General features: G+C 51.1%; 6 protein-coding genes. 2 read left to right on the top strand and 4 right to left on the bottom strand.

Going from position 1 to position 15078, the window contains the following annotated elements:
• Nucleotides 1-556 precede the first annotated feature (556 nt).
• Nucleotides 557-3319 carry a TonB-dependent receptor gene (locus tag LAT75_RS12150; RefSeq protein ID WP_291482939.1) on the top strand — a complete coding sequence of 921 codons (2763 nt, stop codon included), beginning with the start codon at nt 557-559 and terminating at the stop codon, nt 3317-3319.
• Between the two features lie 154 nt (nt 3320-3473).
• Here the strand turns inward: LAT75_RS12150 and LAT75_RS12145 are convergent, their stop codons facing one another.
• From LAT75_RS12145 to LAT75_RS12130, 4 genes are all read right to left on the bottom strand, one after another.
• Entirely contained in the window at nt 3474-3875 is a 402-nt protein-coding gene (locus tag LAT75_RS12145; protein ID WP_291482938.1) for a response regulator, read from the bottom strand.
• Nucleotides 3862-8718 carry a PAS domain S-box protein gene (locus LAT75_RS12140; protein WP_291482937.1) on the bottom strand — a complete coding sequence of 1619 codons (4857 nt, stop codon included), beginning with the start codon at nt 8716-8718 and terminating at the stop codon, nt 3862-3864. Before LAT75_RS12140 ends, LAT75_RS12145 begins: the two co-directional genes overlap by 14 nt.
• Nucleotides 8719-8989: 271 nt before the next feature.
• Nucleotides 8990-11272, bottom strand: coding sequence for a glycoside hydrolase family 3 N-terminal domain-containing protein (locus LAT75_RS12135; protein WP_291482936.1), 2283 nt, complete (start codon nt 11270-11272; stop codon nt 8990-8992).
• Nucleotides 11272-12327 carry a LacI family DNA-binding transcriptional regulator gene (locus tag LAT75_RS12130; RefSeq protein ID WP_291482935.1) on the bottom strand — a complete coding sequence of 352 codons (1056 nt, stop codon included), beginning with the start codon at nt 12325-12327 and terminating at the stop codon, nt 11272-11274. The genes LAT75_RS12135 and LAT75_RS12130 overlap by 1 nt, the downstream gene beginning before the upstream one ends.
• Before the next feature lie 455 nt (nt 12328-12782).
• Between LAT75_RS12130 and LAT75_RS12125 the strand changes: the two genes are divergently transcribed.
• Nucleotides 12783-14513: a T9SS type A sorting domain-containing protein gene (locus tag LAT75_RS12125; protein ID WP_291482934.1), complete on the top strand. Its 1731-nt coding sequence runs from the start codon at nt 12783-12785 to the stop codon at nt 14511-14513.
• Nucleotides 14514-15078: the final 565 nt, after the last annotated feature.

The following is a 15078-nucleotide window of genomic DNA, read 5'->3' as shown; positions in this document are numbered from 1 at the left end:
CGAATATCGAAAACCTGAACCCGTAAACGAAAAACACTGCGATGTAAGGCAGAAGGCTTACCGCTGCTGCAGATGAGTTTTATTGGAAAATGAAAAGGCAGCGTCCGCAGTGCGGGCGCTGCCTTTTTTAATGTTTGGGGATTAATTGGACTTCTTCAGCTGAGAAAGCAGGGCAGGGCGGAGTTGTAAAAATTTTTCCAGCTATAGCGTATGAAGCCTTTTTATATCTTTTTATAAAAGATTTGATGATTAACTCCGCTTGTCACCCCGGGGGTACACAAAAAAAAGTGATATAAACGAATGGGTTGGTAACAGGGTTAAAGTCACATATTTCAAAAGCCTGAAGCCCTGTAATAATAATGAACATGCTTTTCGGAAACGGTTTCAGGTACATTAAACGGGTATTTGAAGGGTACGCAGATACAAGGTCGGTTAAACCCGTCACTTAGTTTGGTAACGATTATTATTAAAGTAAGAAGTCAGCTAACCGTTTGAGCGGTGAAAACCATGAGGGGATTCAGGGCTCAGGCATCATCACAACAAAAAAACAACATCTATGAAAAATCTGTTACAACAGCCATGCAGGCAGGGATTCCGCGCGGGCGGATTTCTTCTGCTCATCCTGCTTTTTGTGTTCAGCAGCGCCTCAGCGCAGCAGGGCACTATACAGGGAACCGTTACCGATGAGAACAGGGAACCGCTGCCCGGTGCAACGGTTTTGCTGAGCGGCACGGGTTTTGGTACCTCTACCGATGCCAACGGGGAATATCAGCTGAATGTACCGGCTGGTGAGTACACCGTGCTGATCCGCTTTGTAGGCTATCAGGCTTTCAGGCAGCAGATCAGCCTGGGCTCCGGTGCCGCAGTAACTTTAAACGCACAGCTTCGGCCGGATATCTTTGGCGCTGAAGATGTGGTCGTTATCGGCTCCCGCCGCGGCGACGGCCGTACTATCACGCAGTCAACCGTGCCGGTTGATGTTATTTCGGCACAGGAAATTCAGGCGACCGGCTTCACGCAAACCACGCAGATTATCCGAGCCCTTATTCCGTCTTTCAACTCCCCGGAGTCGTCGGTAACAGATGGTACCGATCATGTGCGGCCGGCTACGCTGCGGGGGCTGGGCCCGGATCAGACTCTTGTGCTGATCAACGGCAAGCGCCGCCACAACAGCGCGATTCTGCACGTTAACGGCTCTGTAGGCCGCGGTTCTACCGGGGTTGACCTCAACGCTATTCCGGCAAACATGATTGAGCGGATTGAAGTGCTGCGGGACGGTGCTTCGGCTCAGTACGGCTCAGATGCCATTGCGGGTGTTATCAATATCGTGCTGAAAGAAAGCACCGGATTTGATGCTTCCTTTTCCTACGGGCAGAGCCTGAGCTACGAGCAGCGCGGCTACGGCCCGAACGAGTGGCTGCCGGCAACGGGTAACAATTCTTCCACAGCTGCCTTTCAGTCGCTGCCCTACTACAACGGCGTTGACCGCGTGTGGCGCCTCGACGGCAACACGGTGAATCTGCATGTCGGCTACGGCATGGAGCTGCCCAACAACGGCCGCCTGTACATTGCCGGTCAGCTGCGCGACCGCGGCAAAACAAACCGCTCGGGTCTCGACCCCCGGCCAAACTACCCGGCCCTTGCCAACGGCGATCCTGACCCGCGGGAGCTCACCTTTAACAGAAGCAATCACCGCTACGGCGGCGGCGAGCTTCAGGATGTGAGCGCCTTCTTTAACGGTCATATGATGATCTTTGAAGATTATGAGCTTTATGCCTTTGGCGGCATCAGCCTGCGGCAGGGTGAAACAGGCGGCTTTTACCGCCGTGCGGTTGATCCCCGTAATGTTCCTGCTTACTACCCCGACGGCTTCCTCCCGCTGATTACGACCAACGTATTTGACGGTTCATTTGCCACCGGTATAAAAGGAAGCAACGGCGACTGGAACTACGACATCAGTCAGGTGTACGGCCGCAGTGCCATCAATTACGGCGTAACCAACTCCGTGAACCGTTCGATTGGTGTTGGCAGCCCGACAACCTTTGATGCCGGTACGCTTGCTTTCGATCAGGCCACAACCAACGCCGACCTTGTACGTGGCTTCGATATCGGAACCGCACAGCCGCTGAACGTTGCCCTTGGTGCCGAATTCCGGTACGAGCTGTACCGCATCATCCGTGGTGAGGCGGCCTCCTACGCCGACGGCGGCAACGGCGGAGCGCCGGGTGCACAGGTGTTTCCGGGCTACTCTCCGAGAAACGAGCAAAACGAAGCCCGTTACAGCGCCGCGGCTTATATTGATATGGAAACCGACATCATTGAGCCCTGGACCCTCGGTCTTGCGGGCCGGGTAGAAACCTACAGCGATTTCGGCAACACCATTACCGGTAAGGCGTCAACCCGCTTCGAAGTATTTAACGGTTTCGCGCTTCGTGCTGCCGCAAGCTCCGGCTTCCGTGCGCCCTCGCTGGCACAGTCGTACTTCACCTCTATTGCTACGGTGTTTATCGACGGCAACCCGTTTGAAGTAGGAACCTTCCCGGTAAACTCTCCGGCCGCTCAGGCACTCGGTGCCAGCAAGCTGAAAGCCGAAACCTCGGTCAATTTCAGTGCCGGTGCAACCTACGAGCGCGGTAACTTCGCCCTTACGGTTGATGCCTACCGCATTACCATTGATGACCGCATCGTGTTTACCGAGAACTTTACCGGTGCCGATCTTGCGGCCTTCCTACGGAGCCGCGGCATAAACGCAACCGGCGGCCGCTACTTCACCAACGCAGTTGATACCGAAACCAACGGAATCGACATCGTAGCCCGCTACGGCTTCAGCCTGCGCGATAACTCGCAGCTGCGCTTTACCCTCGGCATGAATTTCAACGAAACTGAAATCACCAATAAAGATGAAATTGAGACCCCGGCGGAACTCATCGGCCTTACCAACACCCCGCTTTTTGGCCGTGTTGAAATCGGTCGTTTTGAAGTAGGGCAGCCCAAGAGCTCGATAAACGCAACCGTAAACTACAGCAAAGGTCCGTTTGATGCTATGGTGCGCGTAGTGCGCTATGGTGAAACAGAAGTGATCCGTGCCTCCGAAGCAGATGACCAGGTTTACGGAAACGTATTTTTCACAGATCTTGAGCTCAACTACCGGATCGGCAATAACCTGAGATTCTCAGTAGGCGGTAACAATATTTTTGATGTTTACCCCGACAAGACCTTCCAGGCCAACAGCAATTTCGGGATTTTCCAGTACTCCGGTTTTTCTCCTTCAGGATTCGAAGGCCGTTACGTGTATTCCAAAATCTCGCTTAACTTTTAGGTCTCTTCCTGAGCTGAGTTAAATCCGATTATAAAAAAGGCAGCGTCCGCATTGCGGGGGCTGCCTTTTCATTTTTAGGGACATTGCGCTAAGCAGTTCCTGAAATCGTGAGTAAAGGGCTGCAAAGCCCTTCGGGATGGGGGAGCTTAGCTGCTCACCTGCTCAGCTGCCTGCTCAAAATTTCTTTCAGTTTGTCAAAACTCAGGGGCTTGGTGAGGTATCGGCTGCTCAGCCCAAGCTCCTTTGCCTTTTGCTGATCTTCGGTGCTCAGCGAACTCGTGAGAATGTAGGTTGTTACCTTATCGAAGCCGGGCAGTTTGCTCGCCGCTTCATAAAACTCCCAGCCGTCCCAAACCGGCATATTGAGATCAAGGAAAATCAGTTCAGGAAAAGGTTCTCCGTTTTCAGAACGCTCTTTAAAGGCATCATACGCAAGCTTTCCGTTCACAAACTCAACGGCACTTTCGGCAAGAGCTGAACGCTCGAGGAATTTATTCAGCAAAAAAAGCTGAATTTTCTCGTCTTCGATAAAACAAACTTCTCTAATTTTTTCCATGAGGTATGCTGATAATAAAGGTTGTTCCTTTGTTTACTTCACTTTGTACATCAATTTGACCACCCATAGCCTCGATCTGGTTTTTGGCAACAAATAAACCGAGGCCCTTTGACTCTCGATCGCTGTGAAATTTTTTGTACATGCCAAACAGCTTTGATCTGTGGCGTTCAAGGTCAATTCCCAGGCCGTTATCTTCGCAATAGATGAACGTATGGCCGGTATCGCTATCTGAGCTTATTTTTACGTAAGAAGCTTTTTGTTCTGATTTAAACTTAATGCCGTTGGTCACAAGGTTCAGAATAACTCCGTTGAGGAAAGGATAAACGCCGCGGATTATTGTTTTGGGCGCTACATCGTTTATCAGACTTACCCCGGTGCCTTCTGCAAGCTGATGTACAGCCTGCAAAATCTTCTGAACAACCTCATGCAGGTCAATATCCTCCCACACAAGGTCGCTGCTGAGTTTGAAATCAAGCACTTTATTCAGGTGCATGATGGTTTCTTCGAGGTTCTCGGATGACTCTTTCAGCATCTGAATGTACTGCGTGTCGTACAGTTCGGGTTCATCAAGCTCAAGCATCATGAAGATGCCGATCATGTTGGCTGTGTGAATGCGCAGGTTGTGCGAAACAATATGGGTGAAATCACGCAGGCTGCGGGTTTGCTTTTCTTCAATATCGAGCAGCTTTTTGATTTCATCGAGCTTTTCTTTGTAATCGGTTACGTCGCGTACCGTTGTGATTACACGGTCCTGCCCGAAGGCAGTGGTGATGGCGCTGAAAAACTGCGGTTTGCCGCTAATACTTAACTCATAATCAAAGCTGTACACCCCGGGTTCGGCGAGTGCCAGCCTGATGGTATCCATCTGTTGAAGTGCAATTTCTGCCGGCATCAGCCGATTTACATTTCCGCCAATGATCTGATCAGGCGAAACATAGAGATTCGTATCTGAAGGGACCTTGAAATCCATAAAAGTGCCGTTTTTATCCAGCACAAATACCATGTCGGGTATGGTTTGCAGCAGCGAGGGGTAGTAGAGTTCACTATCGCGAATCTTGGCTTCTGCCTCCCTGATTCCTGTGATGTCGATATGCACTCCCAGTACGATGTCAGAAACGGAACCATCCGCGGCCGGCAGATTCTGACCGCGCGACCAGATCCAGACAAATCCGCCGTTTTTGTGCAGCATACGGAAATAATTTTCATACGTACCCTGCATCCCTTCCGAAATAAAGGTAGCGAACCTGTCACTTGCTTCCTGTCTGTCGTCGGGGTGTATCAGGTTAGTCCATATTTCAATGGTCGATTCGCTATCGCTGAAGTCGTGCGGGCTGTAACCCAGCATGGTGAAATACTCCGGGCTGCACCACAGCCTGTTTTCATGGGTAAGATACTCCCATGCGCCGGTTTTTGATACCCTGATCACCGACCTGTACCGTTCTTCGCTTTGCCGCAGGTCCTTTTCCTTCTGCTTCAGCTCGGTGAGGTCGAGGTCGATACAATAAAGCTCCGCCTGCCCCTTCATGTTTATAATCAGCACATGGTTGGAAAACACATGAACCGGATTGCCGTTTTTGTGTTTCAGCGTTAGCTCCGCAGAAGGAATCGGCTCGCCGTGTTCAATCCAGTTACGAATCTCACAGATCACCTGATCACGCGCCTGATCAGGAATAATCAGGTTTTCCAGTTTCTGCCCCATAGCTTCTTCACGCTTGTACCCGTACAGATGCTCTGAAGCTTCATTCCAGTAAATAACTTCCCGCTTTTCATTGTACCCTTGTACAGAAATTACCGGCAGCAGCTCAAAAATTTCCCGGAACCTCTTTTCGCTTTCTATCAGCTTGTTTTCTATCAGCTTGCGCTGTGTTATATCGATGTTGGTTCCCCGGACACCAAGGAAAGTTCCGTTATTGTCGTAGGCTGGCTGACAAACGTGTTCTATGTAGCGAATTTCGCCCGTTTTATGGAAAATGCGGAATACGCAGCGGTCAGGTTCAGGGGTAGTCCAGGTTTTTTTGCGGTGTGCAAGGTAGTGCCCGCGATCATCGGGATGAAGGATGCGGATGATGAGCTCCGGATCGTCGATAAACTCCTGAGCGGTGTATCCGCTCACCCTTTCGCAGGCGGGTGAGTTGTAGAGCAGCTCGCCGCTCGGAATCTCCCAAAATTCCCAGTGATAGGTGTTGTCGGCTACAATCCGGTACTTCTCTTCTGATTTACGAAGCTCTTCCGTTGCTTTTTTTCGATCGGTGATGTTTTCCTTGACCGCAAGATAGCTTGTGATTTCCCCCTGTTGGTTTTTAATTGGGGAAATGGTAGCTGATTCCCAGTAGGGCTGCCCGTTTTTTTTGTGATTGAGCAGCTCACCCTTCCATGTTTTACCGCTTACAATGGTCTGCCAAAGCTGTTCATAAAAATGCTCCGGCTGATGACCTGATTTAAGGATGCGCGGATTTTGCCCCATGGCTTCGTCCCTGCTGTAGCCTGTCAGTTCTGTGAAGGTCGGGTTCACGTAGGTGATGTTGCCGGCAATGTCGGTAATCACAACACTTGCCGGGCTCTGCTCAACGGCCTGCGAAAGGCGCATGAGCTCTTCTTCGGCTTTTTTGCTTTTGGTGATGTCGATCTCGATGCCGTCCCAAAGAATATCTCCGTTGGGCAGCTTCCTTGGAGTTGAGGAGGCTTTCAGCCAGCGGAGACTACCGTCGTCGGGATGCTTGATGCGGTATTCGCATTCAAATACGGACAGGGTGTCTATACTTCGCTGCTCTTTTTGCGCGAGTTTCATCGCGTCTTCCGGAAGTATCTGACCATAAAGACTGTCAGGGTTGAGGAGCACATCTTCAACCCTGATACCGTGCAGTTTATTTACCCCGGCACTGATGTAGGAAAATTTGCGATAGCCGGGTCGCGAAATCAGCTGGTAAACCAGCCCGTCGGGGATGTTATCGCTGATACCTGAAAGCTGTTTTTTGCTTTCTAACAGCTGCTGCTCGGTGTAGTACTGCCGACTGATATCTATGGCAGTTGAACCCATATACTGCGGGGCTCCGGTTTCATCGGAAATGAGAACCCCGCTCATGAGCATGGGGAAAGTTTTGCCGTTTTTGTGCCTGTGCCACACAAGAGTAGGCTCAAATGTTCCGGTGCTGATAAGTTGCTTCACGAGTCCGGCTACATCCTCAATATGTTCCTCATCGTAAAAAATACGCAGGTTGGCGCCGCTTATTTCCTTAATGGTATAGCCGTGTACTTCGGCGAAAAACTGATTGGCGTAAATCAGATTGCCATCCAAATCTGAGATGGCTTCTCCGTAAACCGCTTTATCGGCAATGGATTTAAAAACCTGAAGCTCCTGAACGGCCATTTTACGGTCCGTTATATTTTGGGTGAAACCGTGCCACAGTACGGATCCGTCGTCCTGTTTTTGCGGTGTTGCAAGTGCTTCAGCCCACATCACGGACCCGTCAGGCTGATTTACCCTGAAACTTATGTTCAGGGTATCAAGGGTTTCGGCTGAACGCATGACGGCTTGCTGAACCTGCGGCAGGTCATCCGGGTGAATGGCTTTAAACACATTTTTGGCGTCTGCAGCGGCAGCTTCCGGACTCGTGTTGTACTGATGTTTAAACTCTTCGCTCGCATAAGGAAAATTCAGGTAGCCGTCAGGCTGCATTTTCAGCTGATAGAGTACGCCCGGTAAATGCCTGCTGAACAGGTCCAGTTTTTTTGCGGCCTCATTCAGTTCAAGTTCAAGCTTTTTCTGAACGCTGATATCGCTCGCTATGCCGTCAATCCGTACGCCTTCCCCCTTTTCGTTATACACGAGGGTTGCTTTATCAAGCACCCACTTAATGGTGCCGTCGGGGTGAATAACCCTGCTTTCGCGCACGGAGCTTCCGGTTTCAAATATGGTTTTGAGCGCATTATCCAGAATGGGGCGGTCGTCGGGGTGCGCGATATCCTGCCAGAGCTGCGGGTTATCATAAAACGCCTGCACCGGATACCCGTACAGTGCTTCCGCCTGCGGGCTGAGGTACAATATCCTGAAATCAGGCAGAGAAACCGACCAGATAACATCATTCAGGCTGCTTATGATGCTGTTCAGCCGCTCGCTGCTTTCCTTATAAGCCTGTTCGGCCCTTACTTTTTCCGTAATATCACGCCCGAAAAAAGACACAGACGTAAGCTTGTTGTTGGTATAAACCGGGTTTGATCGTACTTCGATGTAAATGTTTTGCCCGAAGGCTTCAATAACATCATCAAACTGAAGCTGCTCCCCTTTAAGCGCCCGGTCGTAACGGGGCTTCCAGATTTTTTGTAACTCAGGCGGTAAAGCGCGCAGAATGTTGGTGCCCTCAGTAAGTTTTACGCCAAATACCAGCTCAAATTCCTGCTGAAAACTCCTGTTGAGGTATAAAATTTCATAGCTGCTGTTGATCGACCAGATGCTGTCGGGCGTACTTTCTAATATCACATTCAGCCGCTTTTCTGCATGATCCTGTATTTCCTGATGTTTTTTGGAGGCGGTAATGTCAAAAAAAAGGGCAGAGAAGTGAAGATGTTCTTCTGAATAAAGCTGTACATCAAACCATTTTTGCAGCGTTACGCTGAAAGTTGTGAAGCTTCTTGCTTCCGCGCCGAGCGCAACCGCACCGCAGGTATCAATCCACTTAAAATCATCCTCAACGATGCCGGGCATAACCTCAAGCACCGTTCGCCCGAGAATAGCGGATTTCTGAAGCCCGGTAAGTTTTTCGAAGGTGCTGTTCACTTCCAGAAAAACGTAATCACATGGTTTCCCTGCATCATCCAAAATGATTTTGTGATGCGCAAACCCCATAACAGGGCTGTTAAACAGAGGTTTCGGAAGACCTGACATACAATGAAATAATTCGCTAACCGGATTTTGAGCGACGGGAAACAGAGCTGTGCCGGAGTGTAAAAAAAACACAGATAGATATGTAAGACGTACTATGCTGTGCAATTTAAATGCAACTGCTCATTAAAGCAAAGTATTTCAACTATTTGTAAACCATGAGATCAGCTGAACGGACTGCTGCCCGTGAAGCTTAGCCCTGCGCCTGATTTTGATCTTCGTGCTCAGCGTCTGTTTATTGTTTGATCAGAAAACCGGCACTCAGCCCGTTTATTTCTACACTGTATGTTCCGTTTTCGAGCACGGGCTGTGCGTTTTCGTCGGGATAAGAAAGGTTTACGGGGAGTATATCATACGTGCATTCGGCTGATTCGCCGGGCTTCAGTCTCACCTTTTCAAAATGGCGGAGTTGTTTCACCGGTCTCGTAATGCGCCCAACAAGCGTGGAAGTGAACCAAAGCACGGTTTCAGTTCCCGTCCGCGTGCCGGTATTGGTGATGCGCACCGTAGCCCGGATGGGGTCAGAGCCGTTGGTTTCCGACCGGCTTAGCCGCAGCCCGGAATAGGCAAAAGTTGTGTAGCTCAGGCCAAAACCGAAGGGATACAACGCCGTGTTTTTGGTACCCTGCGTGATGTGGTTGGCAACCGAGGGGTCAAAAAAATAAATGTTGCTTCGCTTGTGATGGTAGGGGAGGAAGTGATTGGGCCACTTTGGGTAGGAAAACGGAAGCCTGCCGGAAGGGTTCACGGCTCCGCTAAGCACCTTGGCGATGGCTTCCGCGCCTTCAAAGCCCGGCAGACCTGCATGGATGAAGGCATCGGTGCCCTCAAGCAGTTCGGTTATCAGCCGCGGCCGCCCCTGAACGAGCACGAGCAGGAGCGGCACCTTTGCCCGGCTGAGCAGCTGCACGTCTTCGCGTTGCGGCTTCGGCAGGCGAAGGTCGGAAATATTCCCCGCGAATTCGCAGTAAGGCTCCTCGCCGCCGGCATAAATCAGCGCATCCAGCGCTTCGAGTTCCTGCAGGAAAGACTTCTGTTTCCGCACCGATGCTTTTTGAAGGTCACGGAGCGCATCATCCGAAAAAACAACTACCTCAGTCGAAGGGAATTCTTTTTGGAGGGCCGTGTGAATGGTGTGCATGCTCTCGGGGTAGCGCGCCTCTTCGCCGCCCTGCCAGGCGAGGGTCCAGCCGCCGCAGAGGTTGCGCCGGCTCTGCGCCGACGGACCAAAAAGCCCGATGCGTTTGGGCTGTTTAAGCGGGAGGGTTTCGTTTTTGTTTTTAAGGAGGATGACGGATTCCTGAGCGGCTTTCAGGGCCTTGCCTTTGCTTTCGGTGCTGCCGATGCGCGCGAAGCGGTCGTTTCGGGGGAAGGGGTTCTCGAACAGTCCCAGATCGAACTTGAGCTTCAGGATGCGGCGGACCGAAGCATCGAGCCTGCCTTCGGTGATGCGGCCGCTTTCGACCAGCTCGAGCATGGACTCGTTGAAATCGAGGGTGAGGGGGGTCATGCACATATCGATACCGGCCATCACGCTTTGGTACGTTGCTTCGGTGAAATCGGCGGCGGTGTAATGGAAATTCATGAGCTTGCGCACATCGTCCCAGTCGGTGACCACCACCCCATCAAACCCCATTTTGTTGCGAAGCAGCTCTGTGAGCAGTTCGTAGGAGGCATGCACGGGTACACCGTTCACTTCCCCGCTGTTGAGCATGATGGTGCGAAGGCCTGCATCAACCGCTTTTTGAAAAGATACCCGGTGAAATTCGTGAATCTGCTGCATAGGGATGTACGCCGGGGTGCGGTCCCAGCCGGCACGGGGGTCGGAGTAGCCGAGAAAGTGCTTGCCGGTTGCAGCTACTTTGTAGGGAGCGGTTTCCTGATTTTCCTGCATGCCGCGCACAAAAGCTTCGCCCATGCGGGCGGCAAGATGCGGGTCTTCGCCGTAGGTTTCCCAAAAGCGCGGCCACTGCGGGTGCAGCCCCAGGTCGAGCACGGGCGAAAAACACCAGTGATGCCCCACATCGGCGCATTCGAGCGCAGTCGTGTAGCCGGTATGCCGGGCATGCTCCGGGTTAAAGGTGGCCCCGAGGTTGATGCCTTGCGGGAAAATGGTGGACCCGCTCAGGTAGCTCGCCCCGTGAATGTGGTCGATACCAAAAATGAGCGGGATGCCCAGGCGGGATTCTTCCACCGCTATGCGCGTGAGTTCATCCATGAAACGGAACCAGACCTCAGGCGCTGCGGCCTCTCCGTTCAGGAAAGACCCGATGTGGTGCTTGAGGATGAGCTCACGTGCCTTATCGGCGTCAAGTTCGATATCCCGCTGTTTGCCGGTTTTGTTGATCAGGGTGATGTCGAGCTGCGTCATCTCGCCGATTTTCTCGGCTATGGTCATACGGCTGAGCAGGTCTTCAGCACGCTGTTCGGAAGGCAGCTCCGGGTTTAGATACGGCAGGTCGTAATTCTTCTGAGAGCGGCTTGCGGACTCACCGCTCAGCCTTACAGAATGCTGCATCAGACAAGACTTTGGTAGGGGTTTCTAAAGGTACGGGCCATTTTGGTGGTGCTTTCGCGCACGGTCAGCGATACGGGTACCAGGCTCATGTAGCCGGAGTGCCGTTCGCTGCTTTGATCTTTGAGCCGGTTCAGAATAATTTCGATGGTTTTTTTGCCCAGCAGCTCGTAAGGCGTGTGCACAGAAGTGAGGGTTGGGGTGTACAGGTTGCAGGTGGGAAGGTCGTCGAAGCCGGCAATGGCCACATCGTTGGGAACAGCCAGACCGTCGCGGATGGCGTTGTGCATGAACCCTACGGCCATACCGTCGTTGCTGCAAAAAATAGCATCAGGCTTAACGGGTGCATTCCGATAGCTTTCATAGGATGCCTTGCCCTGCTCAAAAGAGTAATCGCCGCCGTATTCCCACACCAGGCTGAGGTCGTCTGAGGCCTGTATGTAATCAACGAAGCCGTTTTTGCGCAGCATAGATTCGGATTTGTTAATCGGTCCGTGCACGATGCCCAGCTTGCGGAACCCGCGGGCTTCAAAATGCTGCGCAATGAGATGCCCCCCGCGGTAATTATCGAAAGTAACGGTATCCATCACCGGGCTTGCAATGGGTGCAATGGAAACAATCGGGAACTCGGGCGGACAAAGCCGGAGCATGGTTTCATAGTCTTTAGCGCGGTAGTCGGGCATGAAAATTACAGCCGCATCAAAGTGTGTTTTGCGCAGATCACTGATAATCTGCTCCGGACTGTCGGAGGTGTGCGTTACACTGATAAGGCTGATACCGGCGTTGCTGTCTTTGGTAGAACGGTCGAATCCTTCAAAAAGCGATGCAAAAAACTCGCCCGTATAGTGCCGCGTTATGATGGCAATATGAATGGTCTTTCTGAGCTCCAAAGGCGTGTGTATGTTGGAAACCGGGTAGTTAAGCCGGTAAGCACTCTCGAAAACCTTCTTCTCATTATCCTTGCTGATTTTCCCCGTTCGGGTGAGTGCCCTCGATACCGTCGAAATAGACAGGCCGGTATCATCGGCTATGTCCTTTAAGGTTACTTTTTTGATCATGTGTTCCGGTAAATTCGTGAGAGGGATTTTTATTGCAAAATATGGGAAATTTTTTTCAGTAAAGCTACTCTTAAATGAAGGCAGGCTGCATATGGAATTTGAACGTTTGTGCAAAATGAGGTCAGCGGGTTGCAAAACAGTATCAGTCTGCAGGGCCGGCGTTTGGCGGATTCTTTTGTTTCGCTTATGTATAAAGTCTTTGAAGTCTAAAATCGGCTATTAAAAAACAAAATGTTAGCGTTTGTCTTAAAATCAGGAATCTCAGAAAGCGGGAATGTGAGGGTCGGGCGGCTCTTTATTTTTGATATTCTTAATCCGATAAGGTTATGTGAATTAGGTGTTTGGGTTGAAAAGTACGTTTTTGTGCAAATAAAGAGAAAATTATTTGCATAAAACGGGCGATTCTTCTACCTTAAAAGCGTTTCCACAAATCAGTAACAAACCCCCCATATATCATGAAATCTTTTCTTACAAACACATCCAGGGCAATGATTGCGCTTCTGTTGTTTACAGGGCTTACCCTTGGTTCGGTTAATCAGGCCGATGCACGGCAGAATATTCTGAATAATGGCGATTTTTCGTCAGGCCTTGAGTCATGGAGCACCTTTATTGCAGATTTTGCCGGTGTTTCCGCAAATGTTGCCGTTGTTGACGGCGAAGCTACCATCACTGAAATCAGCGGCGCAGGCGGCGAAGTTTGGTGGATTCAGCTGAATCAGATCCTGAGCCAGTCTCAAATTGATGCCCTTACTGTAGGTCAGGCCTACAAAATTCAGTTCGATGCCCGCTCAAACGCTGAAGGGCGTCAGCTTCGCTCTTTCTTCGGTGAAGAAGGCGGCGGTTTTGCAGCGCAGAACGTTTTTGATATTTCGCTTTCTACAGAAATGCAAACCTACGAAACTATTTTCACGCTTACAGCAAAGTACCCTGAGATGAAACTCGGTTTCGAAGCTGGTTTGAGTAATGACGATGTTATAGTTGATAATGTATCCCTCACCCCGACTGACGAGACCCCACCGCCACCGGGTGGCCTTTCGCTTCCGGTAACTTTCAACGATCCGGACATTGATTACGGTCTCTTTGATTTTGAAGGTGCTTCTTCAAGTATCGTCACAGATCCTACCGACCCAAGCAACCTGGTTGTTCGTACTGTTAAGCCTGAAGGCGTTGCTTTCTTTGCAGGAACTACTGTTGGCGAACCAGACGGTTTCTCAACCCCGATCCCGTTCACACCTGATGAAACAACCATGAGTGTTCGGGTATGGTCGCCGGTTGCAGGTATTCCGGTTCGTGCAAAAGTTGAAGACTCCAACGACCCGACTATCTCAGTCGAAACCGAAGCTACGGTTACGGTTGCCGAAGAATGGCAGCTTCTCGTATTTGATTTTGCCAATCAGGCAGGTGGCACCGCTCCTATCAATTTTGCCAACAACTACAACAAATTCACCATCTTCTTTGATTTCACCCCACCGGGCCCGACAGAAGTTGAGCGCGTGTACTTCTGGGATGATGTAGCATTCGGTGGCGAAGGCGTTATTGTTCCCCCACCCACGCCGGTAGGTTTCGTGATTGCCAATAACATTGGCGGAGAACCTGTTGGTTCAGGTGAAATGTTCCTGGCAGCCGGTCCGAACAATGTTGAAAACCCGAATATCGAGTACCGCCTGTTCTACGCACGCACCGCTGATAATGTTGAAAACCCGATCACCGAAGCTAACGAGTATGAGTTCGGAACTACCGAAGGTGACGGCAATGGTGTTGGCCCGTTTGGTTTTAATATCTCTGGTCTCGACCCGGGAACGAGCTATACTTTCTGGCTGCATCAGTACAACACCAGCACAGAACTGTTCTCTGAGCCGGCTGTAGCAACGGAAGTTTCAGGCGGAACAGGTACAAGTGTGGAAGAGCCGGGTGAAATGGTTCGCGATTTCCAGCTGAGCCAAAACTACCCTAATCCGTTCAACCCTACTACGGTAATAGAATTCGCGATTCCGGAAGCCGCTCAGGTGAGCCTCGAAGTGTTCAGCATCAACGGTCAGCGCGTAGCTACCCTGGTGAACGGCTCCCTTCAGGCGGGTCAGCACAGCGTTTCTTTCGATGCTTCCAACCTCTCAAGCGGTATCTATCTGTATCGCCTTCAGGCCGGTAACACCACCCTGATGCGTCAGATGACCCTGGTTAAGTAAGCAGCAGTTCAGTTTATCTGAGCAGAAATTCTTAACAGTATGGATTGAAAGCTCAAGACAGATTGGTTGATTGATAACTTGACAATCCAACAAGGCACTCCTTTTGAACAGAGGGGGTGCCTTTTTTTATGGGATGATGGTGCGGGGATTTGTTGACCGCTGACGGCAGACCGCGGACCGCGGGATATGTGGGTGGAAATGGGGTGTGTTTGGAAATCTATTGTTGACGGCAGACCGCCGACCGCAGACCGCCGACCGCAGACCGCCGGATATGCGGGTTGAAATGGGATTCAGTGGTGAAATTCATTTTTGACCGCCGACCGCTGACGGCTGACCGAGGACGGCAGACGGCTGAGGACCGAGGACCGCGGGCTGAACAAGGCTTGTACACCATATCCCGTTAGGGATACCACATGGGTAGAAAACGCGCGCGCCCCTCCAAATTAAGCATGCCGCAGGCATGCCATGTAGTAGAGGCAGGGCGAACAGCCCTGACCGCGGGATATGCGGGTAGAAATGGGATTCAGTGGTGAAATTCATTTTTGACCCCAAACGGCAGACCGCT

The sequence above is a fragment of the Cyclonatronum sp. genome (assembly GCF_022565315.1).
Lineage (GTDB): Bacteria > Bacteroidota > Rhodothermia > Balneolales > Cyclonatronaceae > Cyclonatronum.
The sequence above is the reverse complement of the archived record's forward strand: the minus strand, read 5'-3'. Positions and strand labels throughout refer to the sequence as shown.

Excerpts from the sequence above, each read along its gene's own strand:
- LAT75_RS12125 (WP_291482934.1), top strand. The coding sequence starts at position 12,783 with ATGAAATCTTTTCTTACAAACACATCCAGGGCAATGATTGCGCTTCTG.
- LAT75_RS12145 (WP_291482938.1), bottom strand. The coding sequence starts at position 3,875 with ATGGAAAAAATTAGAGAAGTTTGTTTTATCGAAGACGAGAAAATTCAG.
- LAT75_RS12140 (WP_291482937.1), bottom strand. The coding sequence starts at position 8,718 with ATGGGGTTTGCGCATCACAAAATCATTTTGGATGATGCAGGGAAACCA.
- LAT75_RS12130 (WP_291482935.1), bottom strand. The coding sequence starts at position 12,327 with ATGATCAAAAAAGTAACCTTAAAGGACATAGCCGATGATACCGGCCTG.
- LAT75_RS12135 (WP_291482936.1), bottom strand. The coding sequence starts at position 11,272 with ATGCAGCATTCTGTAAGGCTGAGCGGTGAGTCCGCAAGCCGCTCTCAG.
- LAT75_RS12150 (WP_291482939.1), top strand. The coding sequence starts at position 557 with ATGAAAAATCTGTTACAACAGCCATGCAGGCAGGGATTCCGCGCGGGC.